The following is a 24593-nucleotide window of genomic DNA, read 5'->3' as shown; positions in this document are numbered from 1 at the left end:
GGGCAGGATGAACCACCGTGTCGATTCCCGAGAGCCTGCGCGGCCTGACCACCGATCCGGCGTTCTGGGCGGCGTACCTGCCGCCGGCCGGCGAGCCGGTGCCCGGACACCACGCCGAGCTGCGGGTGTCGGTGCCGGTGGCCGGCGGCTACGGGCTGGTGCTGGAGATCGACCTGGCGTACGGCGAGTGTCATCTCGGGCTGCGTCAGCCGGGGGCCACCGAGCCGCTGCCGCTGGCCCGCACCGACCCGGGCCGGCCGTACCCGACCGTGTTGCGCTGGGCGGAGCTGAACCTGATCGGTCAGTTGCTCGCCCTGGACGACCCGCAGTGGCGGCACCCTGGGCTGCTGGTGGCGCTGCTGCACCGGTACGCGTCGGCGGACGACCAGGTGGCCGCCGACCAGGTGGCCGCCGATCGGATGGCCGCGCCGGACCGGCCGGCGACCATGCTGGCCACCGCGCTTCGCGGGCTGTCCCGGTCGGCCGACCCGGAGCCGGAGCAGATGCCCGCGGCCGGTCCGGACCAGCCGCCGCTGGCGCTGTTCGACGATCCCCGCTGGTGGCCGACGCCAGTCGCCGACGACCCGCGGATCTTCGACGACGACGCGGTGGCCCGACAGGTCGGCGACCATCTGGCGCACACCGGTGGGGTGCACTGGCGGTACGCGGCCGGCTGGGGCTGGGTGGCGGCCGGGCCTGCCGACGGCGGCGGTACGCCACTGCGGACCCTCGGCGCCGAGTCGTTCCCGTTCGACGACGTCGCCGAACTCGTCCGCCGGGCGGCCGCCCGGCACCGGCGGCTGCTCGACGCGCCCTGGCGGCGGGCACCGCGGATCGCTCCGCTGCTGCAGCGGGTCCGCGAGTCCGGCGACCCGGCGGCGGTCCCGGCGCTCGGCCGGGCACTGGCCGACGCCGGCTGCGACCATCCGACCCTGCTGGACGCGCTGACCGCGCCGGTGGTGCCGGCCGAGGCGGCCTGGGTGGTCGACGCACTGTCGGGCATCGTCCCGGCCGACGACGACGGCCGATAGGCTCGTGCCGGCATCCGGCGTGGCGATTCCGGCGTACCGACGGGGTGGAGGTCCGATGGGCAACGGGTTGTACCGGAGCGCGAACGCCGGCCCCGGCCGGGGCGGCCCGGATCCGGACGGTGCCACGGTCATCTCGGTCGGTCCGGGCGGGCAGCCGCTGGTGGAGGCGTCGGCGCCGCCGGCCGAGCCGCCGACGGTGCTCACCGGTGCCGCCGGTCCGGACGTGCCGGGTGACCGGCCCGGCGGTGCCGAGGCGGATCCGAACGGCGGCGGCAGCGCGGCCACCAACAGCGCGGTCATGGCGCTGGGCAGCCTGGTCAGCCGGGGCACCGGGTTCCTGCGCACCCTGGTGCTGACCGCCGCCCTCGGTGGTGCGTTGGTCGGCAACGCCTACACCACGGCGCAGATCTTCCCCGGCATGGTCTACGAGTTCCTGCTCGGCGGCATCCTGACCAGCGTTCTGGTGCCGGTGCTGATGCGGCGGCGCAAGTCGGACGCCGACCAGGGGCAGGCGTACGCGCAGCGGCTGCTCACCTTGGCGGTGCTCGCGCTCGCGGTGGCGACGCTGGTCGCGATGGCGGCGGCACCGCTGCTGACGATCCTGTACTCCAGCGACGAGACCACCGGCGAGTTCCGGCGGCTGGTCACGCTGCTGTCGTACCTGATGTTGCCGATGATCTTCTTCACCGGGTTGTCGGCGCTGGTCAGCGCGCTGCTCAACACCCGGGGGCACTTCGCCGCCCCGATGTGGGCGCCGATCCTCAACAACCTGGTCGTGATCGCCACCCTCGGCACGTACATCGCGGTCTTCGGTGCCCGGATCGTCAGCCCCGAGGAGATGACGGCGGGTCGGATCGTGCTGCTCGGCGGCGGCACCCTGCTCGGCGTCGTCGTGCAGGCAGCCGGCCTGGTCCCGGCCCTGCGCAAGGTCGGGTTCCGGTGGCGGTGGCGGTTCGACTTCCGGCAGCTGGGGCTGGCCGAGCTGGGCCGGCTCGGTGCCTGGATGTTCTGCTACGTCGCGGTCAGTCAGCTCGGCCTGGTGGTGCTCTTCAACCTGCTCAACCGTGCCGGCGACGAGGACAAGGCCGGCCCGCTGATCTACAACAACGTGTTCCTGCTGCTCATGATGGCGCACGGCATCATCGCGGTCTCGGTGATCACCGCGCTGATGCCCCGGATGAGCAGTGCCGCCGCCGACGGCCGGCTCGACGACGTCGCGGCCGACCTGTCGCGCGGCACCCGCACGGTGACCGCGGTGCTCGCACCGATCGCGGTCTGTTACGCGGTGCTGGCCACGCCGGTGTCGTTCGCCCTGTTCCGGTACGGCGCCTTCAGCTCGGAGGCGGCCACCGCCACCTCGGTGGTGCTACTCGCCGCCGCCCTGGCCCTGGTGCCGTTCGCGGTCAGTCAGCTGTTCACCTTCGCGTTCTACGCGCTGCCGGACACCCGGACCCCGGCGTTGATCAACATCCCGGTGGTGGGCTTGCGGGTGCTGGTGCAGATCGGGCTGTTCGCCGCGTTGTCGGTGCAGTTCGCGGCGGCCGGGCTGATGATCGGCAACGGTGTGTCGTACCTGGCGGCGGCGGTGCTGTCGGCCTGGCTGGTCCGTCGGCGGGTCGGCCGGATCGGGTTCGGCGCCATCATGGTCACCTTCGGCAAGGTGGCGTTGGCGGCGGTCGGTGCCGCGCTGGCCGGGTGGCTGGTGCTGTTCGTGCTGCCGGGTGGCGACTCGCCCAGTCAGATCATGGCCTTCGTCCAGTTGTTCGTGGGCGGCGCGGTGATCGGGCTGGTCTATCTCGGGCTCGCCGTGGTGCTGCGGATCCGCGAGGTGAGCGACCTGTTGTCGATGGTGCGCCGCCGGCTGGGGCGCTGAGACCGCCGGCGACTCCACAGCGGTACGGCGTACCCACGCCCTGTGGACCAACCTGTGGATAACTTCGGCTATCACGCTCGACAGCAGGTCAGAGGCTGTGGATAACTCAGGAACAAGATCCTCGTTACGGGCGGTGTCCGGACCTCGTCGGTCAGCCCGAGCCCGTCCGGGCGGTACAACGTATTATCAGCCGCAGAGGTTATGCGGATGATCGCGGTCCGGTGGGTCGGCCTGGCCCAGATGGCCGCAGCGGCCCGGTGGGCAGTGCGGGCGAGCCCCGAGGTGCTGCGGGAAGCTGGCATGTTGGTCGTCGCGGAACACAGGTAAGGTCGCTCTGGACGGGTGCGTGCGACATCTATCGTAGGAAGCAACGTCCCACCGGCACCCGCGCGGGCAGCGACAGACACTGTGCGAGCAGCGGCGCGGCCGTTCGACCGAAACGATCAACAAGGACCGGACGATCAACAAGGGAGGACGGGTGACCCAGGTCGGCGAAGGCCAAGAGGCGGACGAGGTCAGTCCGCCGATGATGGCCTTCGGAGCGCCAACCGTCGGCGAGATCCTCGCCGAGCGGTACCAGCTGGCTGCGCACGTCAACGACGACAGCGCCGGTAGGCAGGTCTGGCGTGGCGTCGACGTGGTGCTCCGTCGTCCGGTCGCGGTCGTGCTGCGCTACCCCGGCGGCGACTCCGCGATGGAGATGCTGCAGGCGGCCGTACGGGCCAGTCGGGTCATCCACTCCAACCTCGTCGGCGTCTACGACGCGATCGACGAAGGTCAGCGGGCGTACGTGGTCCGCGAGTGGGTCGACGGCGACTCCCTGCGTGAGGTGATCGCGGCCGCCGGGCCGCTCGACGCCGCCCGCGCGACGATGATCGCCCACTCGGTCGCCTCGGCGATCGCGGCGGTGCACGCCACCGGCATGGTGCACGGCAACATCCACCCGGGCACCGTGATGATCGGCCACGACGGTCGGGTGGTCCTCGCCGATGCCCGTGCCGACAGCTCCGACACCTACGAGACCGACATCCGGGCCATCGGCGGGGTGCTCTACTTCGCGATGACCGGCCACTGGCCACATCACGAGGCGGGCGTCACCGCCCTGCCGGACGCGGTCCGCGACACCACCGGTGCGGTGGTCGCACCCCGGCAGCTGCGTCCCGGCGTGCCGGCGTACGTCGACGACCTGACCATGGACCTGCTCGACCCGCGCCTCGCGCTGCCCTCGTCCGAGGTGCTCGCGGCCGAGCTGAGCCGGCTCGACGCGGCCACCGAGGAGCACTACCTCGACAGCGTCGGCCCGCTGCGGTTCACCGCGTCGGCCGACGATCCCAGCGAGCCGGCGCAGGCCTCCCGGCGCAAGATCGCGGCGGGCATCGCCGGCCTGGTCGTGATCGCGGTGATCGGGCTCTTCTTCGGCATCAGCGCCCTCGGCGGCGACGGTGACGGCGGCGACGGCCAGTCACCCGCACCGCAGACCCAGACCAGCGCGACGCCCGGCACCGGGGAGACCGCCGCCCCGGCACCGCCCAAGCCGATCCCGCTCACCGCCGACCAGGTGCGCATCGTCGACGCCGACGGGGCCCGCGACGAGCTCGACGGTGCCGAGGCCACGGTCGACGGGGACACCAGCACCGGCTGGTTGACCGACGCCTACGAGCGCAACCCGAACTTCGGCAACCTCAAGCGGGGCATGGGTGTGCTGATCGACCTGCAGGAGCCCCGGTCGGTGACCAGCGTCCGGGTGGAACTCTCCGCCTCCGGCAGCTCCGCCGAGCTGCTGGTCGGCCCGGCCGACCCCGGGTCGAGCCGGGACGGCGACAACGAGGTGGTCGACACCTTCACCCAACGCATCGGCGAACCGTTCGAGAACGCCGACGGCGCGACCCTGACCTTCAGCGGTTTCTCGCCCGACGAGACGTACCAGTACCTCATGGTGTGGATCACCAAGCTCCCGCCGATCGGCGGCGAGAAGTACCAGATTGGCGTCCAGGAGATAACGGTAGAGGGGCCATGACCGAACGCCGGGCTGACCTCGGCGACGACGAACTGCTCCGGGCGCACGTCGAGGGCGATCCGGAGGCGTTCGCCGAGCTGGTGAACCGGCACCGGGACCGGCTCTGGGCCGTGGCGCTGCGGACGGTGGGGGACCGGGAGGAAGCCGCCGACGCGCTGCAGGACGCGCTGCTGTCGGCGCACCGGGGGGCTGCCCGCTTCCGCGGTGACTCCGCGGTCACCACCTGGCTGCACCGGATCGTCGTGAACGCCTGCCTGGACCGGCTGCGGCGGCGGCGGACCCATCCGACGGTCCCACTGCCCGACGGCAGCCACGACGACGACGACGGGGTACGTGGCGTCGAACCGGCCGCACCGGCGGTCGACCACGACACCGCGCTCGTCGTCCGGCAGGCCCTGGCCGAACTGCCGGTGGAGCAGCGGGCCGCGTTGATCCTGGTCGACGTGCAGGGCTATCCGGTCGCTGAGGTCGCGGTGCTGCTCGGCGTCGCCGAGGGCACGGTCAAGAGCCGTTGCGCCCGTGGGCGGGCGCGCCTCGCCGGACTACTCGGACATCTCCGCCCGCACCGGGCGGACGTCGCTGTCGCACCGCCCTGCGGGCCAGTGCCCTCGCTCACGCCACGGAACCCCAGCCGACTCGACGACGTCCCATCAGGGTCCGCACGCGGCGACAGCGCCAAGGAGGAACGGTGACCGCCGACCGGTTCGCCGAGGTCGATCGGGACCTGCTCGCCGACTATGTCGGTGGGGCGCTCGACGGCACCCCGGACCAGGTCGTGGTGGACCGGTTGATCGCTCAGCACCCGGCCTGGCGGACCGCCCACGACGAGCTGGTCGACGCCTCCCGCCTGGTCCAGTCGACGCTGGCCGAGTGGGGCAGTCAGGCAGAGCCGATGCCGCAGGGCGTCGCCGACCGGATCACCGCGGCGCTCGCCGCCGAGCCCCTTCCCGCCGCCGTACCGGCCATGGTTGCGGCACCGCTGGCCGACCGCACCGGTACGGCAGCCGACCACCTGGCACCGCCGGTGGAGATCACCAGCGCGACCGGCCGCGACCGCACCCGCCGGGACGGTCGGCGCCGCCGGTGGCAGCGGTACGCCACCCCGGTCGCGGTCGCCGCAGCTGCTGCCGCGCTCGCCGGCCTCGGTCTGCAGCAGTTGCTCGGCGGCGGCTTCACCGACGAGGCCAGCACCACGGCCGGCGGCGCGCCGGACAGCGCCGGCGGGGTGGAGTCCGCTCAGCAGGAGGGGTCGCCGAACACGATGATGGAGCCCGGTGCCCCCACCGCGCCGCGCATCCTGGCCTCGGGGAACGACTACCAGCGTGCGACGCTCGCACCGGCAGTCGAGGCGGCCGTGGGCCGCGCCGGCGAGGACTACACGCAGCAGAGCCCGGACGATGTCGTCCTGCAGGAGGAGCCGACCCCGTCGGCCGCCCTCGGCCGTTTCACCGACCAGGCCGCGCTGGCCGACTGCCTGGCGAGCGTCACCGCCGAGCACGGCACCGGCGCGCTCGGCGTCGGCGTGGTCGACCTCGCACTCTTCGAAGGCGCCCCGGCGCTGGTCATCTCGTTCACCGACAGTGCCGGTGCCGCCTGGATCTGGGTCAGCGGATCCCGCTGTGGGGTGCCTGCCGCCGGCGCGGACACCCGATACTCGACCCAGGTAGGGTGACCGGGACGCACGGCGTGACGTGAGCCACGCCCGGCCGGGACGGGAATGTCGCCGCGACGCCGTGACGTTTGAATCAACAGTCGCCGATCGGCAACATCACACCTTGGGAGTCGGCAGTGGACGAGGTCCGCAACCTGATCATCATCGGCTCGGGTCCGGCCGGATACACCGCCGCGGTGTACGCCGCACGCGCCAACCTGAAGCCGCTCGTCATCGAGGGGGTGCAGTCGGGCGGCGCGCTGATGACCACGACCGAGGTCGAGAACTTCCCCGGCTTCCCCGACGGGATCATGGGCCCGGAGCTGATGGACTCGATCCGCAAGCAGGCCGAACGGTTCGGTGCCGAGTTCGTCACCGACGACGTCACCCGGGTGGAGCTGGCCGACACCGGCACGCCGGGTTCCGCCGAGACGAGCACGGTCTACGTCGGCGAGACGGCGTACCGGGCCAAGGCCGTGATCCTCGCGACCGGCTCGGCGTGGCGTCCGCTGGGTGTCCCCGGCGAGCAGGAGTTCCTCGGCCACGGCGTCTCCTCCTGTGCCACCTGCGACGGGTTCTTCTTCCGCAGCCAGCACATCGTGGTGGTCGGCGGCGGCGACTCGGCGATGGAGGAGGCGACCTTCCTGACCAGGTTCGCCGAGTCGGTGACGATCGTGCACCGTCGCGACGAGTTCCGGGCGAGCCGGATCATGGCGGCCCGGGCCCTGGGCAACGAGAAGATCCGGGTCGAGTGGAACAGTGTCGTCGAGGAGATCCTCGGCACCGACGGTAAAGTCTCCGGGGTCCGGATCCGTAACACGCACAGCGGTGAGTCCACGACGCTCGACGTGACCGGGGTCTTCGTCGCCATCGGCCACGACCCGCGCAGTGAGATGTTCCGCGGCCAGGTGGAGCTCGACGGCAACGGCTACGTGCTGGTCGACTCGCCGAGCACCCGGACCAGCGTCCCGGGCGTCTTCGCCGCCGGTGACCTGGTCGACCACACATATCAGCAGGCGATCACCGCTGCCGGCAGCGGCTGCGCGGCGGCGCTCGACGCCGAGCGCTACCTCGCCACACTCGAAGAGGTCTGACCACCTGCGTCGCGGGCGGTCGAGGAGGAGGATTTCGTGGGAGCTACCCGAGCGGTCACCGAAGCCAGTTTCACCAGCGACGTGCTCATGTCCGACAAGCCGGTGCTGGTGGACTTCTGGGCTGAATGGTGCCAGCCCTGCCGCAAGGTCGCACCACTGCTGGAGGAGATCGCCGCCGAGATGGGCGACAAGGTGGAGATCGTCAAGCTGAACATCGACGAGAACCCGGAGATCGCCCGCAAGTACCGGGTGATGTCGGTGCCCACGCTGACCGTGTTCAAGGGCGGCGAGCCGGTGCAGTCCGTCGCCGGTGCCCGGCCCAAGGGCGACCTGGTGAAGCTCATCGAGTCCGCCTTCTGATCCGTACCGACCTGACGACGCCGGCCCGGTGCTGTACAGCACCGGGCCGGCGTCGCTCGTGTTTTGACCGTTCTGTGGGCAGGGTGGTCTGGTGGTGTGGTGTGGGTGTGTTCGTGGTGGTGTGGGTGAGGGCTGTTATTTGCCCTTGTGGATGGCGTTCCTGCGGATGACGGGGTAGCGGGTGCGGCGTTTGCGGCGTCTGCCGGCGGGGCGTCCGGGGCCGGGGTGGCCGGGTTTCGGGTGGCCTGGTGGTTGCCAGGCGTTGCGCAGAGCGGGTGAAACCTGTCGGCGGGTCTGGCCGGGGGTGGGTGTCGTGGTGGTGGCGGGTTCCCAGGGCAGCCGGTGGTGGGTCAGGTGGGTGCGGGCGCAGAACAGGTGCAGGTAGGCGTAGGAGTGCAGGCGGAGCCAGGTGGTCAGGGTGTCGGGTTGGCGGGGGGTGGAAGTCCGGGGCGTGGGCGGTGGTCTTCAGGTATCGGAAGTAGTGCTCGATGTCGAAGCGGGCCAGGTAGGTCATGACCAGGGTGAGCAGGTCACGGCGGGTACCGGAGTACCAGAGCGCGAGGTCGCCCGCGCGGCGGCTGGGGCGCAGGTGCTGGACCCGGGCGAGGAGGACGCTGCCCTCGACGATCGGGAGGGTGGACTGGTTGGTGAAGCCTCGGCTGGCGCGGGTGAGTTTGGGGTGGACCTGGTGCCAGGCCCGGACGGTGACGGTGCCGTAGATGTCGAGTGGTCCGCTGACACCGGCGTCGGGGTGCAGGTCGGGCTGGCGCAGGGCCAGGCGGAACCCGTGGCGGCGGGGGCGGCCGCCGAGGGGGTGCGCGGCCCGGCGTTCGGGTCTGGTCCACATGGTCTGCGAGGTCGCCAGCCGGACCAGGACGTCCGCGGGAATCCCGCGTTCGCGCAGCAGGTGGGTGATCCGGGCCGCGGGGTAGCCGGAGTCCAGCAGGAACAGTGACGGATCGGCCGGGCGGGCGCCGTCGGTGGCGCAGACCCGGGCGATGTGGTCCACGGTGACCTCGACCAGGTCGTCGTCGGAGGCGATCCGGTCGGCCAGGACCGGCACGACCCACGAGTCCGGGGTCAGGGTCAACCGGACGACGTGCTGGTACCGCCACCCGGTCTTGATCTGGGCCGCGCCGCGCGGGCCGCCCGGGGTGTACTGGGGCTGCCGGTCCGGGCTGGTCGGCGAGTTCGGCCGTGGCCACGCGGTGGTGTCGACGGCGTACACCCGGGGCAGGCCGGACCGCGCGGCGATCCGGCACGCCGCCCGCAACGCCCGGCCGGTGTCGATCTCGCCGTCGCGTAACGCCCGGTACGCGGCGGCGTGCCCGGTGACGGTGCCCAGCGACAGATGCGCCGGACAGCCACACCGGCCCTGATCGGTGGCCAACTCGTCGACCAGCGTGAACAACGTCCGTGACCGGGATGTGAGGACTCCCTCGTACAACTCCCGCCGCCACGAGTCCAGCAAGATCCGGCCCAGCTCGCTGTGACCGGTGCCGGTAGCCGTTACGCTCCTCATCGAGGACCCTGCCCATTGATGATCTTTGTGTGAGAACTCAGGATCATGGACAGGGTCCTCCCCGTTCCGCTAGACCTCGACCACCACGAATCCCCCCGATGGTCAAAACACGAGACGACGCCGGCCCGGTGCTGTACAGCACCGGGCCGGCGTCGTTTCCGTGCCCATCTCGTTGCCCGTACCCGTGTCGCCGCCGCTGGCCCGTGACCGGGCACCCGTCCGGTCCGCATCGGGGCAACCCCGGTACGGTCGCCGCGCAACCGGGTTACGCTCCGGACGTCCCGCTCGATCCAGGGGGGAGGTCGGGGTCCCGTGCGTCCCATCCGCCGTGACGATCAGGGTCCCGCCGTGGCCGAGATCCGCTCGATCCTGGTCAACCTGGAGCTGCTCGCCCCCGACCCCGGAGCCGACCGGTTCGACGCGGCCACCGAACACGCCGTACGCGCTTTTCAGCAGTGCCGTGGCCTGAGCATCGACGGCCGGGTCGGCGCGGAGACCTGGCGGGCACTCGACGCCGCCCGGTGGCGCCTCGGCGACCGGGCGCTGTACCACTCCGTCGCCGACCCGCTGGTGGGTGAGGACGTACGGACCCTGCAGGAACGCCTGCTGGAGATGGGCTACGACGTGGGCCGGGCAGACGGGGTCTACGGCAGTCGGACCGCCCGCGCCCTCACCCAGTTCCAGCGGGAGGTAGGGCTGACCGCGGACGGTACCTGTGGCCCGTACACCATGCACGCACTGCGCCGGTTGGGCCGCAAGGTCGTCGGCGGCCGGCCACAGTGGCTGCGCGAGTCCGACGCCCTGCGCCAGTCCGGCCCGACCCTGGTCGGCAAGACCATCGTCGTCGACCCCGGCCACGGCGGCCCCGACCGGGGCGTGGTGGTGACCGACGGCGAGCTGAGCTGGGCCGAGGCGGACCTGGCGTTCGACCTGGCCGCCCGGTTGGAGGGCCGGCTGGCCGCCGCCGGCATGCGGGTCCACCTGACCCGGGGCCCGTACGCGGAGACCGGCGTGACCGACCTGGAGCGCACCCGGACCGCCAACGAACTCGGTGCGGACCTGTTCATCTCGCTGCACGTCGACGGGCACACCAACCCGGCGGCGGAGGGGGTCGCGACGTACCACTACGGCACCGGCACCGGTGCCACGTCGACGGTCGGCGAGCGCCTCGCCGGGCTGGTGCAGCGGGAGATCGTGGTCCGCACCGGGCTGCACGACTGCCGGGTGCACGCCAAGAGCTGGGAGCTGCTGCGGCTGACCCGGATGCCGGCGGTCCGAGCGGACGTCGGCTACCTCACCTGCGCCGGGGACCGGGCCAGGCTGGTCCGCCCCGGCTTCCGTGACCAGGTCGCCGAGGCGCTGGTGGCCGCAGTGCAGCGGATGTACTACCCGACGGAGCTGGATGTGCCGACCGGGTCGATCGACGTACGGACGTTGCAGGCCGCCATAGAGGCCACGGCGGACGCCTGAGTCGGCCCGGTCGACGGGTCGCCGGTCAGTTGGTCATCGCCCGGGTCGCCGGGCGCAGCAGACTCTCCGGGCTCATCGAGCCGAGCAGCTTCTCCAGCGCGTACTCCACGTCCGACTTCCACGACAGCGCGGTCCGCAGCTCCAGCCGCAGCCGGGGGAACCGGGGATGCTGCCGGACCGTCTTGAAGCCGACCGACAGGTAGAAGTCGGCCGGGGCTAGGCAGTTCGACGGCCCGTCGTCGGCCAGGTCCGGGTCGACCGGCCGGGCGTCGCCGAACGCCTCGATCGCCCGGATGCCCCGTTTGGTGAGGTCCCGGGCGACGCCCTGCACCAGCATCCGGCCCAGGCCGCCGCCGGCGAACGGTGGCACCACGTGCGCCGTGGTCAGCAGCACCGCGTCGGCCGACACCGGCGAGGTGGGGAAGGCCATCGACCGGGGCAGGTACGCCGGCGGGGCGTACATGACGAAGCCGGCCGGCATCCCGTCGACGTAGGCGAGCTTGCCGCAGGAACCCCACTCGAGGAGGGTCTGGGAGACCCAGGCCTCCTTCTCCAGGCCGGGATCGCCACAGGCGCGGGCGCGGTCGGCGGCGACCGGATCGAGCTCCCAGAAGACGCACTGCCGGCACGAGCCGGGCAGTTCCTCCAGCGTGTCCAGCGTCAGACTGACCAGACGTCGCGACATGCGCGTTCCCCCACACCCCACCGGATCATGTCGTGAAACCCGCCGAGCTCCACCAGGCGCCGTCTCTTCGTCCCCAACGAGCGATCGTACGCCGCAACCGCCCGTCCGGGGAGGGGTCGGACAGGCCGAGAATGGCCGGTGGGGCCAATCCCGATCGGCTGGTCCGACATGTGGGCCCGCATGGTAATGCCGACGCGGTACGGCGACACGCCGGACTACCATCAAACGATCAGTGCGTGTCGCGGTCGGCCATCCCCGGCACCACCGGAGCGACGCGTATCGAGGTGAAGCCCATGACCGGCACGACGCTCGACGACTACACCGACCGCTATGCCCGCCGGGTCCGCGGCATGACCGCATCCGAGATCCGGGCACTGTTCGCCGTCGCCAGTCGGCCCGAGGTGGTCTCGCTCGCCGGTGGGGCACCGTACGTCGCGGCGCTGCCGCTCGACGCCGTCGGCGAGATGCTCGGCCGGCTGGCGTCGGAGACCGGCACCTCCACCCTGCAGTACGGCATCGGTCAGGGCACCCTCGACCTGCGGGAACGCATCTGCGAGGTGATGTCTTTGTCCGGCATCGACGTCTCCTCCGGTGCCTCCCCGGAGGACGTCGTGGTGACCGTCGGCGGCCAGCAGGCCCTCGACCTGGTCGCCCGGCTCTTCCTGGACCCGGGCGACGTGGTGCTCGCCGAGGGGCCCACCTACGTCGGTGCCCTCGGCGTCTTCCAGGCGGCCCAGGCCCAGGTGGAGCACGTACCGATGGACGCCGACGGGTTGATCCCCGAGGCCCTGGAGCAGGCGATCACCGAGGTCGCCAGGTCGGGGCGGCGGGCGAAGTTCCTGTACACGATCCCCACGTTCCAGAACCCGGCCGGGGTGACCCTCACCGAGGAGCGCCGGGAGCGGGTGCTGGACATCTGTGAACGCGCCGGCCTGTTGGTGATCGAGGACGACCCGTACGGCCAGCTCAGTTTCGACGGCGAGGCCCCCGCGCCGCTGCGGGCCCGCCGCCGGCACGGCGTGTTCTACCTGAGTACGTTCTCCAAGACCTTCGCGCCGGGCCTGCGGGTCGGTTGGATCCTGGCGCCGCACGCGGTACGCGAGAAGCTGGTCATCGCCAGCGAGGCGCAGATCCTCTGCCCTAGCGCGTACGCGCAGGCCGCCGTCGCCACCTACCTGGCGACGATGCCGTGGCGGGAGCAGCTCAAGACGTACCGCGAGGTGTACCGGGAGCGGCGGGACGCGCTGCTGGACGCGCTCACCGATCTGATGCCCGCCGGCACCACCTGGACCCGGCCTAGTGGTGGCCTGTTCGTCTGGGCGTCGCTGCCGGAAGGGCTCGACGCCAAGGCCATGGTGCCCCGGGCGATCGCCGCGCGGGTCGCGTACGTGCCCGGGACCGGTTTCTACGCCGACGGCTCGGGCGCCGGCAACATGCGGCTGAACTTCTCCTTCCCGCCGCCGGAGCGGATCCGCGAAGGGGTCCGCCGACTCGCCGGGGTGATGGAACGCGAGGCCGCGATGCGGGAGGTGTTCGGCCCGGTCACCGGTGCCGGTGCCCGGCGGCGACGCCCCGGCGCGGACACCCCCGGGCCAGACTTGGCATGATTCGGGCATGAGCCCACAGCCCGAGCCCACCGCCGCCGCCCGTGACCTGCGGGTACTGGTTCTCGCCGGCGGCCTGTCCTACGAGCGGGACGTCTCCCTGAAGTCCGGCCGCCGGGTGCTGGACGCGCTGCGCTCGGCCGGCGTGGAGGCCGAACTGCGCGACGCCGACGTCACCCTGCTGCCGGCGTTGCGCGCCGACCCGCCGGACGCCGTCGTGATCGCGTTGCACGGTGCCACCGGGGAGGACGGGTCGCTGCGCGGGGTGCTCGACCTGTGCGGCGTGCCGTACGTCGGCTGCGACGCCCGAGCGGCCCGGCTGGCCTGGGACAAGCCCTCGGCGAAGGCGGTGTTGCGGGAGGCCGGCATCCCTACCCCGGACTGGGTGGCGTTGCCGCACGACCGGTTCTCCGAGCTGGGCGCGGTCGCCGTACTGGAACGGATCGTGGAACGCCTCGGCCTGCCGCTGATGGTCAAGCCGGCGCAGGGCGGCTCAGGGTTGGGGGCCGCCGTCGTGCGCGAGGCCGCCGAACTGTCCGCCGCCATGGTCGGTTGTTTCGCGTACGACTCGACAGCACTGGTCGAGCGGTACGTGACCGGCATGGACGTCGCGGTGTCGGTGGTCGACCGGGGTGACGGGCCGGAGAGCCTGCCGGCGGTCGAGATCGTGCCGCGCAACGGGGTCTACGACTACGCGGCCCGCTACACCGCCGGCCTGACCACCTGGCACGCCCCGGCCCGGCTCGACGACGAGGTGGCCGGTCAGGTGGCCGCCACCGCCGTCGCCGCACACCGGGCGCTCGGCCTGCGGGACGTCTCCCGGGTCGACCTGATCGTGGACCGGCAGGGTCAGCCGCACGTGCTGGAGGTCAACGTCTCCCCCGGGATGACCGAGACCTCGTTGCTGCCGCTCGCGGTGGAGGCCGCCGGGCTGGATCTCGGCCGACTACTTGCCGCCCTGGTCGACCGGGCCGCCGCCCGTCGGTGACCCCGCAGGGACAGCGGCACCTGCTGGTGCCGCTGGTGCCCGTGGCGGCTGCGTCGCCACTGGCGTCTCCGGCCCGGTCGTAGCCTCGTCCGCCTCGTCCGCCTCCCGGGCGGCGTCCGGCCCACCCGTCGGCGGTGCCGTCTCGTCGCCGTCCGGGTCCGCAGCGTCGCGATCTACGTCGGCCGGTTCGCCGACTGCGTTCTCGGCCCGCCCGGTCAGCGCCTGCACGGCGAGCTCGTCAAGGTCAGCAGCGGGCTCGATACTCTCGATCGGCAGTACGGCGACCGCCACCGACCCGTCGCCGTCGGTTGGGCCGCTGGCGGGCGCGTCCTCGTCGAAGTTGGTGTCCGGGTCGATCGGGTGACTCGCCTGCTCGGTCAGGCTCGACGGGGCGCGCCACTCGATGCGCGGTGGCTCGGCCAACGGCCGCCCGCCGAACTCGGCGAGCCAGGCCGCCACCAACGCCAGATTCTCCCGCCACCGCGACTCGGAGATCGGCGGCAGGATGCTGTCCCACAGCGAGAGGAACGTACCCCGTAGCTGCAGCTGCCCGTACGGACGGGCCAGGAACCACAGGTGCAGATGCGCGGAGCCGTCGCCCCACCGGTTCACGTGCACCCGCGCCACGCCGTCCAGGGACCGGATGGCACGCTCCAGCCGTACCGTCAGCACGCCCAGCTCAGCGGCGAGAAGATTCGGCAGGTCCCCGAGGTCGAAGTGGGACCGGGACTCCAGGATCAGCACCATCGGCAGACCGGTCGGCCGGTCCATGGCCCGGACCCGCCAACGCTCGCTCACCCAGATGTAGGCGTCGTCCGGCGCGGCGCAGGACGAGCACTCCGCCGTACCTTCCCCCTTGCGTGGCGGCTCGACGTCGACCGGGTCGTCGAGCTGCTTGACCCGCAGGTCACCTTCGAAGGGGAAGGAGGGCCATCGCGCAAAGTCGGGAATCGCGTCTGGGGTGTGGGGCACGACGCTGACCCTAACCGAGTCTGCCCGACCTGTCGTTCCCCGTTTCGGACGGCCGCCGCCCGCCGTGCGTGCCCGTCCCGCCAAGCGGGCCGGACCGCCCCTGGAGGTCGGCCGCAGACACCGGCCACGGCGGTCGTCGCCGCCATCCACAGCGTTGTCCACAGAAGTTATCCACAGGCAGACAACCCGATCCACCCGCTGTTTCACGTGAAACGACGCGCCCTGTGGACAACGCCTGTGGACAACGCGCTACCTACTCACACCGCCTGCTGACGCTTGCCGGGTCCCGGTTGACCCGGCCCGCCCTCTGCCAGCTGAGTCAGCGTCGACCGGGTCGTCGGTGGCCCCCGGTCCTCAACGATCCAGTCCCGCGATGGTGACCACACACCGCGGGCCCCTGTCGGGCGCGTCGCGTACGCGCGGCCCGGGTCAGGCCGCCGGCGTTTCACGTGGAACGGGCGGGCTTGGCGTTTCACGTGGAACGGGCGGGCTTGGCGTTTCACGTGAAACGGCCCCGACCCGAGGGTTGCGGGTGGGGCCGTTCACGTGAAACGTGGTACCGACGGTCAGTCCTGGTCGGCAGGAACCTCTTCACCGTCCATGCCGATGATCCCGACGATCCGCTCGAGATCGTCGACCGTGGCGAACTCGATCGTGATCTTGCCCTTGCTCCGACCGATGTCCACCTTCACCCGGGTGTCGAACCGGTCGGAGAGCCGGTCCGCCAGGTCCGCCAGCGCGGGCGCGTGCGCCTTCGGACGCCGTGGGGGCGTGCCTGGACGCTTGGCGGGCTCCTCGGTAGCCGCCAGGGCAACCAGTTCCTCGGTCGCCCGTACCGACAGACCCTCGGCGACGATCCGCAGCGCCAGCGCGTCCTGGGCCTCCGTGTCGTCGAGTCCGAGCAACGCACGGGCATGTCCGGCGGAGAGCACGCCGGCCGCCACCCGCCGCTGCACCTGCGCCGGCAGGTTCAGCAGGCGGATCGTGTTCGAGATCTGCGGCCGGCTCCGGCCGATCCGCCGCGCCAGCTCCTCATGCGTGGCCCCGAACTCCTCCAGCAACTGCTGGTAGGCGGCAGCCTCCTCGAGCGGGTTCAGATTGGCGCGATGGATGTTCTCCAGGAGCGCGTCCCGGAGCATCGCGTCGTCCTTGGTCTCCCGGACGATCGCCGGGATGCTCTCCCGGCCGATCGCCTGGGCGGCCCGCCACCGACGCTCGCCCATGACGAGCTCGTACTGCTCGCCGCCGTCCAGCTGCCGCACGACGATCGGCTGAAGAAAGCCGACCTGCTCGATCGAGACCTTCAGCTCCTCGAGCGCCTCGTCATCGAAGACCTGCCGCGGCTGCTTGGGGTTCGGGACGATCGCATTCACCGACAACTCGGCGAATCGGGCACCCGGCACCGGCGAGAGTGCCTCCTCGACCGGGGCCGGAGGTGCCTCCGGCGGGTACGGCGGGGCCGGGTCGAGACGGTCGGCGGTCGCCACCGGTGCCACCGGACCGGTGGGCCGGACAGCCGGCGGCGGCGCGACCTGCGTACCGGTCTGGGCAGGGGCGGGTGCCGCCGTAGGGATCAAGGCGCCGAGCCCTCGACCGAGCCCGCCCTTGGGACGGTTCTTCATGCCCTGCCTCCCGAACTACCCACAGTGTCAGACATTGCCCACACGCCGTGCCGCCCCACGTTCGGCGATCTCCTGAGCCGCCTCGAAGTAGCTCGTCGCACCCCGCGAACCGGGATCGTAGGTCATCACCGACTGCCCGTAGCTCGGTGCCTCGGAGACCCGGACGTTGCGCGGGATGACCGACTGCAGAACCTTCTCGCCGAAGTGGTTGCGGACGTCCTGCTCCACCGCGTCAGCCAACCGGGTCCGGCGGTCGTACATGGTCAACAGGATCGTCGAAACGTCCAGTGTCGGGTTGAGGTGCTGCCGGACCAGGTTGATGTTGTTGATCAGCTGGTTGAGCCCTTCCAGCGCGTAGTACTCGCACTGGATCGGGATCAGCACCTCCTGGGCGGCGACCAGCGCGTTGACCGTCAGCAGGCCCAACGACGGAGGGCAGTCGATGAACACGTAGTCCAGCTCGGCCGGGTAGGCGGTGATCGCCCGGGACAGCCGCGATTCGCGGGCGACCACTGAGACCAGCTCGATCTCGGCACCGGCGAGGTCGATGGTCGCCGGCACACACCAGAGGTTGGGGATGCCTTCGACCGGCTGCGCCACTTCGGTCAGCGGGACGTTGTCGATCAGGCAGTCGTAGACGTCGGGCACGCCGGCGTGGTGCGGGACGTTGAGTCCGGTCGAGGCGTTGCCCTGCGGGTCGAGGTCCACGACCATGACCCGGTTTCCGTGCAACGCCAGCGCCACGGCGAGGTTGACCGTGGTGGTCGTTTTTCCGACGCCGCCCTTCTGATTCGCGACACACATCACCCGGGTCCGGTCCGGCCGGGGCATGGTCACCTCGCCGCTCGGGTTCAGAATCTGCACGGCGCGCAAAGCCTCCATTGCCAAGGGGGGATCATCCTCTTCCCGGTTCGGTGTTTCACGTGAAACGTAGGGGGCGTCGACGGCCGACGGGCCAGGTCCCCCCGGCGGGGCCTGCGGCCCGGGACCCACCACAGCCGCCGGCACCGGTTCCCCGGCCTGTGGCGGTACCGCTGTCGGTGGTCCCACGGGCGCCGTCGGCACAGCGACCGGCGCTGACCGTGTGGTCGGTGGTGCACCGGCGTCAGCCATCGATCCGGTCCTCCCATTCGACCAGTCGGGGGCGTACGAGGTTTCACGTGAAACCACCGCAGGGTCACCGCCCTGGCGATCGCCCGTCAGCCGTGGATCGTCGTACCTACCGTTGTCATGCACCGTGTCATCCCTGCCCGCCGTGGATGGATCGGCACCGCCAGCGCTCACGTCCGCGCTTTCGGGCGTGGCGTGCGGACCAGCAAGAGGCGGCATGATCGAGCCGTTACACGATGCCGCCCGGTCCACACTATCGACGCGCGGCCAGCCTACGGGGATCAGGGCCGGCGTGGCCACGGCCGACTGTCCGACGTGTCGCAGCCTTCACGGCAGGACGGGTGGTCGGTCGCGGATCAGGAGCTGCCCCGACGCGGGGCGCTTCGTCCCGGTCCACCACCCGCGCGGCCCTGACCGTCGGACCGACCGTGGCCCTGGGATCGGCCCTGACCGTCGGACCGACCGTGGCCCTGGGATCGGCCCTGACCGTCGGCGCGACCGCTGCGGTGTGATCGGCCGCGCCCGGCTGCGGTCCGACCCCGGGCAGCAGGAGCCGGACCGGCCGGGCCACCCACCCGGCCGATCTCCACCACCGTCGTCGGAGGGTCGAGCCACCGTTCACCGCACGTCCGCAGCACCGGCTCCGCACCACCCGCGCGGACCACCGCGACCCGGTGCTCGGCCACCTCGGCGGCAGCCGAGCCGCCCTTCATCGCCAACAGCCGGCCACCCGGCTCGGCCAACGGCAGGCACCAACCGACGAGGCGGTCCAGCGGCGCTACCGCCCGCGCGGTGACGATCGGGGCAGCGCCATCCGGACGGCTGCGGCTCAGCTCCTCGGCTCGGCCCCGGACCACCTCCACCGATCCGCCGAGACCCAGCAGATCGACCGCCTCGACCAGGAACGCGGTACGTCGGGCCAGCGGTTCGACGAGCATCACCGACAGATCCGGTCGGGCGATGGCGAGCGCCAACCCGGGTAGCCCCGCGCCGGAGCCGACGTCCACCACCGTCGAACCGGTCGGCACCAGTTCGCCGAGGACCGCGCAGTTGAGCAGGTGGCGGTCCCACAGCCGGGGCACCTCACGCGGGCCGATGAGGCCTCGGAGCGTGCCCTCGGTCGCCAACAGGTCGGCGTACCGGACCGCGAGCGGCAGCCGTTGCGGGCCGAAGATCTCCGCGGCCGCCGCAGGTACCGCCGTGGACGGAACCGGCCCGGACAGGTGGTCCCTGTCCGGGCCGGTGGCCGCCCGGTCGTCTGACTCGGGCTGAGGCGTCATGGTGTCAGTCGGCCGGCCGGACGACGATCCGCCGGGTCGGTTCGACACCCTCGGACTCACTCAGTACGCCGTCGAGCGCGTTCACCACGTCGTGGACGCACTTGCGCTCGAACGCCGACATCGGCTCGAGCCGTACCGGCTCGCCGTACTCCTTGACCTTCTCCACCGCGTTCTTCGCGACGGCCGCCAGCTCCTTGCGGCGGCTTGCCCGGTAGCCGCCGACGTCGAGCAGCAGCCGGCTCGGCGTACCGGTCTGCCGGAAGATCGCGAGCCGGGTCAGCTCCTGCAGCGCCTCCAGGGTGGCACCGCGCTGTCCCACCAGCGCGTTGAGCTGCCCGCCGACCACCTCGACCACCGGCCGTCCGCCGGACACCAGTTCGTCGATGTCGCCGTCGTAGTCGAGGATGTCCAGCAGACCCTCGACGTAGTCCGCCGCGATCTCGCTCTGCCGGAACAGGTCGTTGTCGCTCGGCGCCGCAGCCGGCGGTGCCGCTGCCTCACCCGCCGCGTCGGCGTCATCTGCGTCGTCGATGTCGTCCTCCGCGTCCACCGCGGCCCCGGTCGGAGCCACCTCCTCATCCACGGATGAGTCGGCACTGGGCAGGCTGGTATCGGTCACGGTGTCATCTCCGTACTCGCTCGGCGGGACCGGTCGGTCCGCTGGTTTCCCAGGGGCCGGCGGACGGGCGCCGAGCCTCTGGGGACGTCTGTGTTTCCCGCAGTCGGGGCGGGTGGTGGCCCGGACGGACATCGGCGGGTGACCGGGACCGTACCGGTCACCGCGAAACGTCCGAGCCGGACGGTCACCCCGGACGCTTGGCCGGGCGCCGCTTCTTCGGGTTGACCGGTTTGGCACCCGGCTTGGGCTTGAGCGCCTCGTTGACCGGAGCCGGCTGCGGCTCGGGCTCCGCCTTGGCCCCGTTGGCCTTGCGGGCGAAGATCCCGCCCGACTTCGGCTTGGTGTCCGCGGCGGCGGCAGCGGTACGGCCCGAGCCACCGGTGGCGGGGCGGGTCGACGAGCGGGCACCCGACGACCGGTCAGCCGGCTTGCCCTTGCCGGCGGGCATCGGCGGTGGCGGGAACTTGCGCAGCACCCACTGCTGCTGGCCCAGCGTCACCAGGTTGTTGACCACCCAGTAGATGATCACGCCGATCGGGAAGATCGCGCCGGAGACGAGCAGCGAGGCCGGGATGCCGTAGAGCATCAGCCGCTGGATCATCTTCTGCTGCGGGTCCTCGGCCCATCCGGTCTTGAGGATCATCTGCCGGCTGGTCAGGTAGGTCGTCACGATCATGACCAGCACGAGGATCCCGGCGATCACCTTGACCGTGGTGCCGTTGGCGCCCATCGCCGCCAGCTCCTCGGCGGTGGAGCCGAACTTGCCGGCGATCGGCGCGGTGAACAGGTTGGCCCGGGAGGCGTCGAGGAACTGGTCCGTGGTCCAGCCGTAGAGGTCGGTGTTGACCGTGCGCTCCGGGTTGAGCCGGCGCAGGATGTGGAACAGGCCGATGAAGACCGGGATCTGGAGGAACATCGGAAGGCAGCCCATCAACGGGTTGGCCTTCTCCACCCGGTACAGCTCCATCATTTCCTTCTGGAGCGTCTCCCGGTCACCCTTGTGCTTCTCCTGGAGCTCCTTGACCTTCGGCTGCAGTGCCTGCATCGCACGCTGCGACTTGATCTGCTTGACGAAGACCGGGAACAGGATCACCCGGACGGTGACCACCAGGAAGATGATGGCCAGGATCCACGACCAGTTGGTGCCGAGGACCTCCCCGGACGGCACACCGATCCGGTCCCAGGCCGAGTGCCAGAACAGGAGGATCCACGAGATCGCCCAGTAGATCCAGTCGAGACTCAATTCGGGGCTCCAGTCGCATCGGCACGGCGGCCGCCCGGCATCGGTACCGGGTCATATCCACCGGGGTGGAAGGGATGGCATCGCAGCAACCGCCCGCCCGCCAGCAGCACGCCCCGTAGTGCACCGTGCCGGGCGATCGCCTCCTGGGCGTACGCGCTGCACGACGGGTAGAACCGACAGCGGGCCGGCAGAGCCGGGCTTATCCAACGACGGTACGCGACGATGGCCGCTGTCAGCAGGCGGCCACCCGGTGTCTTCGGCCGGGGCAGTCCGTCGGCGGAGTTCATCGCGCCTCCCCGGGCCGCTGTCGGCCGTCGTCGGTCGCTGACGCGGTACCGGCGGTCGGCCGTCGGGCGACACCGGCGGTACGGCGCGGCCCCCGTCCACCGGACGGCCGGTGGGCCGCCGCCAGCGCCGCGTCGAGATCAGTGGCGAGTTGAGCAGAGGAGCACCCGGCTGCCGGGGGCAGCGCCCGCACCACGACCGTCGCACCGGCGGGCAGGCCCGCCAGCCTCGGCCGGACCAGGTGTCGCAGCCGGCGGCGCACCGTGTTGCGGGTCACCGCGTCGCCCACCGCTTTGGACACGATGAACCCGGCGCGGGCTCCCTGGACGGGAGCGGCCGCGCCGGGTTCGGTGACCGTAGAGCCCGGTGGAAGCAGCAGATGCACGACGAGTGACCCCCGGCCGGCTCGCCGACCACCGCGTACGACCTCGGAGAAGTCGGCACGGTGTCGGACGCGCTGTGCGGCGGCCAGCATGGCTGTTACATACCCGCGACGCCGGCGAAGGCCGTCAGGCCGACAGGCGGGCGCGGCCCTTGGCGCGACGGGTGGCGAGGATGGCCCGACCGGCACGCGTACGCATACGCAGCCGGAAGCCGTGGGTCTTGGCACGCCGGCGGTTGTTCGGCTGGTAGGTACGCTTGCTCACGTCAGTCACTCCGTCAGGTGTGGCCCCGGCCGGGGACCGGAGTCGGTGTCGTCAAACCGGGTGGTACTCGATAACCGGGTGGTGCTGGTCACCGGCCTGTGGTTACCAGTCACCGGTCTGTGGTTGCCAGTGCGCCTGCCTGTGCAGGCACAACACACCGGTCGAGCTTACCAGAGCGATCCAGTCCCCTGACCTGCCCGGCCCACCGGCGCACCACCTGGCCGCCGGGATCCGGACCACCCGGCCAGCGGCACCGTCACCGATTTGCCGCACACCGACAACGGCGGCCCGGCACCGCCGGTTGAACGGTCGTGGACGACGCTGTTAGCGTGCGCGATTGCCGGTCACGCATCAGGCGACACCTGGCACCGGTTCATCGGCGAGGATCGACCAGCCAGGTCGGTCGCGGACACCGGTGACCACCGGGGCGCCGGACCGGTGGGGGGGCGACTCGGGGCGGCCGACGGGGGAGCCGGGTCAGCAGTACACACAGGTTGTGGATAACTTGTGGATGACGGTCAGTTGAGCGGCCCGCGGCATGCTCGTCGTACCTGTTCGAGAGCGGGACCGGTCCCGACCGGCAGCCAGCCACCGACAGTGGCGGCGCCGGGGTACTCGGATGCGATGGGGGTGGCGCAACGGTGGCCGAGACGATCGACCTCGGCGCGGTCTGGTTGGCGACCACGGACGAGTTGGCGGACGAGATCGTCTCCGCTCAGCAACGTGCCTATCTGCGGCTCACCCGGCTGCGTGCCATCGTCGACGACACCGCGCTGCTGTCCGTACCCGACGCCTTCACCCGGGACGTGATCGAGTCCCGGTTACGGCCGGCGATCACCGATGCCCTGTCGCGCCGGCTCGGCCGGCCGATCCAGGTGGCGGTGACGGTCCGCCCGCCCGAGGACGGTCACGGCCGGCCGGTCGGCACCGTGTACGGCACCGCCACCGTCGAGCCGAGGCTGACCGAGCTCGGAACGACCGATCTCGGTGCCGCCGTACCGGCGCTTGCGGACCGGCCCGGTGCGGACCCGGCGGACGGGCCCCGACCCGGACCCGAGCCGGGCGCCGGACCGCACCCCGGTCCCGGACCGCACCCCGGCGGCGGCCGACCGGTGGTGCCCGGTGCCCGCAGCGGTGACCAGGGAGCGCTCTTCGGCGACGAGTACGCCCGGGTGGTCGACGTCGATCCGCCAGGTGCCGACGGGGAGGCCCGCGGCGGCACCGGCACGCGCGACGAGCATCCGCCCCCGTCCGGGCCTGAACCACCGCCGCTGTCCGGGCCGCCGCCGGCGGCCGACTACCGGCCACCGGACCAGCGCTACGGCACGCGCGCCGACCCGGTGGGCAGTCCGCCGGACAACGGCCCGGGCCGGGGTGGCTACGACCATCGCGGCACCGGCCGCGACGACCGTCGGTTGAGTGGTCCGGGGGTGGACACCGGCGGGAACCGGTTGAACCCGAAGTACATGTTCGAGACGTTCGTCATCGGCTCGTCCAACCGGTTCGCACACGCCGCCTCGGTCGCGGTGGCCGAGTCGCCGGCCAAGGCCTACAACCCGCTGTTCATCTACGGCAGCTCCGGGCTGGGCAAGACCCACCTGCTGCACGCCATCGGTCACTACGCGACCACGCTCGGGCACGCCCGGTCGGTGCGGTACGTGTCGACCGAGGAGTTCACCAACGACTTCATCAACTCGCTGCGCGACGACAAGACCAGCGCGTTCCAGCGTCGCTACCGGGACGTCGACATCCTGCTGATCGACGACATCCAGTTCCTGGAGAACCGGGAACGGACCCAGGAGGAGTTCTTCCACACCTTCAACACGCTGCACAACGCGAACAAGCAGATCGTCATCACCTCGGACCGCTCGCCCAAGCAGCTCGCCACGCTGGAGGACCGGCTGCGGACCCGGTTCGAATGGGGGCTGCTGGCCGACATCCAGCCGCCCGACCTGGAGACCCGGATCGCCATCCTGCAGAAGAAGGCGGCCCAGGAGCGGCTGTACGCGCCACCGGACGTACTGGAGTTCATCGCGTCCCGGATCGCCAACTCGATCCGGGAGCTGGAGGGCGCGCTGATCAGGGTGACCGCGTTCGCCAGCCTGACCCGATCGCCGGTGGAGCTGGCGCTGGCCGAGGAGGTGCTGCGGGACTTCATCCCCGACGGCGCCGGACCGGAGATCACCGCCGACCAGATCATGGTGTCGACCGCCGACTACTTCGGGGTCAGCCTGGAGGACCTGCGCGGGCACTCACGGTCGCGGGTCCTGGTCAACGCCCGGCAGGTCGCGATGTACCTGTGCCGGGAGCTGACCGACCTGTCGCTGCCCCGGATCGGGCAGGCGTTCGGTGGCCGGGACCACACCACGGTGATGCACGCCGACCGCAAGATCCGTCAGCAGATGGCCGAACGGCGGTCGCTCTACAACCAGATCGCCGAACTGACCAACCGGATCAAGCAGACCGCCTGACCCCGTACCCACAGGTTTTCCACAGGGGGTTGTCCACCGTCGGTGGACA

19 protein-coding genes and 4 pseudogenes are annotated in these 24593 nt (G+C 71.5%); 12 read left to right on the top strand and 11 right to left on the bottom strand.

The genetic code is table 11. The annotated features are described in order from the left end of the window. Nucleotides 1-17 precede the first annotated feature (17 nt). The 7 genes from O7608_RS04900 (at nt 18) to trxA (ending at nt 8026) form a co-directional block, all read left to right on the top strand. The gene (locus O7608_RS04900) at nt 18-1031 is read left to right on the top strand and encodes a hypothetical protein (protein ID WP_289208835.1); all 1014 of its coding nucleotides are present in this window, start codon (nt 18-20) and stop codon (nt 1029-1031) included. A 55-nt stretch (nt 1032-1086) separates the two neighbouring features. Continuing rightward, nucleotides 1087-2904 carry a murein biosynthesis integral membrane protein MurJ gene (gene murJ / locus O7608_RS04895; protein WP_289208834.1) on the top strand — a complete coding sequence of 606 codons (1818 nt, stop codon included), beginning with the start codon at nt 1087-1089 and terminating at the stop codon, nt 2902-2904. Between the two features lie 478 nt (nt 2905-3382). Continuing rightward, nucleotides 3383-4921 (top strand): protein kinase family protein, encoded by a 1539-nt coding sequence (locus O7608_RS04890; RefSeq protein ID WP_289208833.1) that lies wholly within the window; start codon nt 3383-3385, stop codon nt 4919-4921. Then, the gene (gene sigM, locus O7608_RS04885) at nt 4918-5613 is read left to right on the top strand and encodes an RNA polymerase sigma factor SigM (protein WP_289208832.1); all 696 of its coding nucleotides are present in this window, start codon (nt 4918-4920) and stop codon (nt 5611-5613) included. The genes O7608_RS04890 and sigM overlap by 4 nt, the downstream gene beginning before the upstream one ends. After that, the gene (locus tag O7608_RS04880) at nt 5610-6593 is read left to right on the top strand and encodes an RsmA family anti-sigma factor (RefSeq protein ID WP_289208831.1); all 984 of its coding nucleotides are present in this window, start codon (nt 5610-5612) and stop codon (nt 6591-6593) included. Before sigM ends, O7608_RS04880 begins: the two co-directional genes overlap by 4 nt. Before the next feature lie 116 nt (nt 6594-6709). Next, a complete protein-coding gene (trxB, locus tag O7608_RS04875) occupies nt 6710-7666 on the top strand; it encodes a thioredoxin-disulfide reductase (protein WP_289208830.1) in 957 nt (318 codons plus the stop codon). 36 nt (nt 7667-7702) lie between these two features. Further along, nucleotides 7703-8026, top strand: coding sequence for a thioredoxin (gene trxA, locus O7608_RS04870; protein ID WP_282224556.1), 324 nt, complete (start codon nt 7703-7705; stop codon nt 8024-8026). Here trxA and O7608_RS04865 read toward each other — a convergent pair. Further along, nucleotides 8007-9548: a hypothetical protein gene (locus tag O7608_RS04865; protein ID WP_289208829.1), complete on the bottom strand. Its 1542-nt coding sequence runs from the start codon at nt 9546-9548 to the stop codon at nt 8007-8009. The two genes, trxA and O7608_RS04865, sit on opposite strands and share 20 nt — an antisense overlap. A gap of 312 nt (nt 9549-9860) precedes the next feature. On the opposite strand from O7608_RS04865, the gene O7608_RS04860 reads away from it, so the two are divergent. Further along, on the top strand, nt 9861-11018 hold the full coding sequence (locus tag O7608_RS04860) for an N-acetylmuramoyl-L-alanine amidase (protein WP_289208828.1): 1158 nt from the start codon (nt 9861-9863) through the stop codon (nt 11016-11018). Between the two features lie 25 nt (nt 11019-11043). Here the strand turns inward: O7608_RS04860 and O7608_RS04855 are convergent, their stop codons facing one another. Then, a complete protein-coding gene (locus O7608_RS04855; protein WP_289208827.1) occupies nt 11044-11703 on the bottom strand; it encodes a GNAT family N-acetyltransferase in 660 nt (219 codons plus the stop codon). A gap of 293 nt (nt 11704-11996) precedes the next feature. Here O7608_RS04855 and O7608_RS04850 point away from each other — a divergent pair, with 293 nt between their 5' ends. Next, nucleotides 11997-13310 carry an aminotransferase-like domain-containing protein gene (locus tag O7608_RS04850; protein ID WP_289208826.1) on the top strand — a complete coding sequence of 438 codons (1314 nt, stop codon included), beginning with the start codon at nt 11997-11999 and terminating at the stop codon, nt 13308-13310. A 7-nt stretch (nt 13311-13317) separates the two neighbouring features. Next, entirely contained in the window at nt 13318-14295 is a 978-nt protein-coding gene (locus tag O7608_RS04845) for a D-alanine--D-alanine ligase family protein (protein WP_289208825.1), read from the top strand. Here the strand turns inward: O7608_RS04845 and O7608_RS04840 are convergent. The 9 genes and pseudogenes from O7608_RS04840 to rpmH all read right to left on the bottom strand — a co-directional run bounded on the left by O7608_RS04840 (nt 14254) and on the right by rpmH (nt 22073). Further along, entirely contained in the window at nt 14254-15246 is a 993-nt protein-coding gene (locus O7608_RS04840; RefSeq protein ID WP_289210781.1) for a hypothetical protein, read from the bottom strand. The genes O7608_RS04845 and O7608_RS04840 overlap by 42 nt on opposite strands. Before the next feature lie 587 nt (nt 15247-15833). Then, nucleotides 15834-16889 (bottom strand): ParB/RepB/Spo0J family partition protein, encoded by a 1056-nt coding sequence (locus O7608_RS04835; RefSeq protein WP_289208824.1) that lies wholly within the window; start codon nt 16887-16889, stop codon nt 15834-15836. A 27-nt stretch (nt 16890-16916) separates the two neighbouring features. Then, the gene (locus O7608_RS04830; RefSeq protein WP_289210780.1) at nt 16917-18125 is read right to left on the bottom strand and encodes a ParA family protein; all 1209 of its coding nucleotides are present in this window, start codon (nt 18123-18125) and stop codon (nt 16917-16919) included. A 392-nt stretch (nt 18126-18517) separates the two neighbouring features. Further along, nucleotides 18518-19222 (bottom strand): annotated as a pseudogene (gene rsmG, locus O7608_RS04825) (16S rRNA (guanine(527)-N(7))-methyltransferase RsmG); the annotation flags it as partial. Between the two features lie 61 nt (nt 19223-19283). Further along, entirely contained in the window at nt 19284-19898 is a 615-nt protein-coding gene (locus O7608_RS04820; RefSeq protein ID WP_289208823.1) for a Jag family protein, read from the bottom strand. Between the two features lie 184 nt (nt 19899-20082). After that, on the bottom strand, nt 20083-21141 hold the full coding sequence (yidC, locus tag O7608_RS04815) for a membrane protein insertase YidC (RefSeq protein ID WP_289208822.1): 1059 nt from the start codon (nt 21139-21141) through the stop codon (nt 20083-20085). After that, nucleotides 21138-21428, bottom strand: coding sequence for a membrane protein insertion efficiency factor YidD (gene yidD, locus O7608_RS04810; protein ID WP_289208821.1), 291 nt, complete (start codon nt 21426-21428; stop codon nt 21138-21140). Before yidD ends, yidC begins: the two co-directional genes overlap by 4 nt. 92 nt (nt 21429-21520) lie before the next feature. Further along, nucleotides 21521-21901 (bottom strand): annotated as a pseudogene (gene rnpA / locus O7608_RS04805) (ribonuclease P protein component); the annotation flags it as partial. Nucleotides 21902-21935: 34 nt separating this feature from the next. After that, nucleotides 21936-22073 carry a 50S ribosomal protein L34 gene (rpmH, locus tag O7608_RS04800; protein WP_282224565.1) on the bottom strand — a complete coding sequence of 46 codons (138 nt, stop codon included), beginning with the start codon at nt 22071-22073 and terminating at the stop codon, nt 21936-21938. Between the two features lie 641 nt (nt 22074-22714). On the opposite strand from rpmH, the pseudogene O7608_RS32110 reads away from it, so the two are divergent. Beyond that, nucleotides 22715-23012 (top strand): annotated as a pseudogene (locus O7608_RS32110) (chromosomal replication initiator protein DnaA); the annotation flags it as partial. 365 nt (nt 23013-23377) lie between these two features. Continuing rightward, nucleotides 23378-24544, top strand: a pseudogene (gene dnaA, locus O7608_RS32105) (chromosomal replication initiator protein DnaA); the annotation flags it as partial. Nucleotides 24545-24593: the final 49 nt, after the last annotated feature.

Origin of the sequence: Solwaraspora sp. WMMA2056 (assembly GCF_030345095.1) — a bacterium.
Lineage (GTDB): Bacteria > Actinomycetota > Actinomycetes > Mycobacteriales > Micromonosporaceae > Micromonospora_E.
The sequence above is the reverse complement of the archived record's forward strand: the minus strand, read 5'-3'. Positions and strand labels throughout refer to the sequence as shown.

Excerpts from the sequence above, each read along its gene's own strand:
- O7608_RS04855 (WP_289208827.1), bottom strand. The coding sequence starts at position 11,703 with ATGTCGCGACGTCTGGTCAGTCTGACGCTGGACACGCTGGAGGAACTG.
- O7608_RS04835 (WP_289208824.1), bottom strand. The coding sequence starts at position 16,889 with ATGAAGAACCGTCCCAAGGGCGGGCTCGGTCGAGGGCTCGGCGCCTTG.
- yidD (WP_289208821.1), bottom strand. The coding sequence starts at position 21,428 with ATGAACTCCGCCGACGGACTGCCCCGGCCGAAGACACCGGGTGGCCGC.
- O7608_RS04865 (WP_289208829.1), bottom strand. The coding sequence starts at position 9,548 with ATGAGGAGCGTAACGGCTACCGGCACCGGTCACAGCGAGCTGGGCCGG.
- sigM (WP_289208832.1), top strand. The coding sequence starts at position 4,918 with ATGACCGAACGCCGGGCTGACCTCGGCGACGACGAACTGCTCCGGGCG.
- O7608_RS04845 (WP_289208825.1), top strand. The coding sequence starts at position 13,318 with ATGAGCCCACAGCCCGAGCCCACCGCCGCCGCCCGTGACCTGCGGGTA.
- murJ (WP_289208834.1), top strand. The coding sequence starts at position 1,087 with ATGGGCAACGGGTTGTACCGGAGCGCGAACGCCGGCCCCGGCCGGGGC.
- O7608_RS04850 (WP_289208826.1), top strand. The coding sequence starts at position 11,997 with ATGACCGGCACGACGCTCGACGACTACACCGACCGCTATGCCCGCCGG.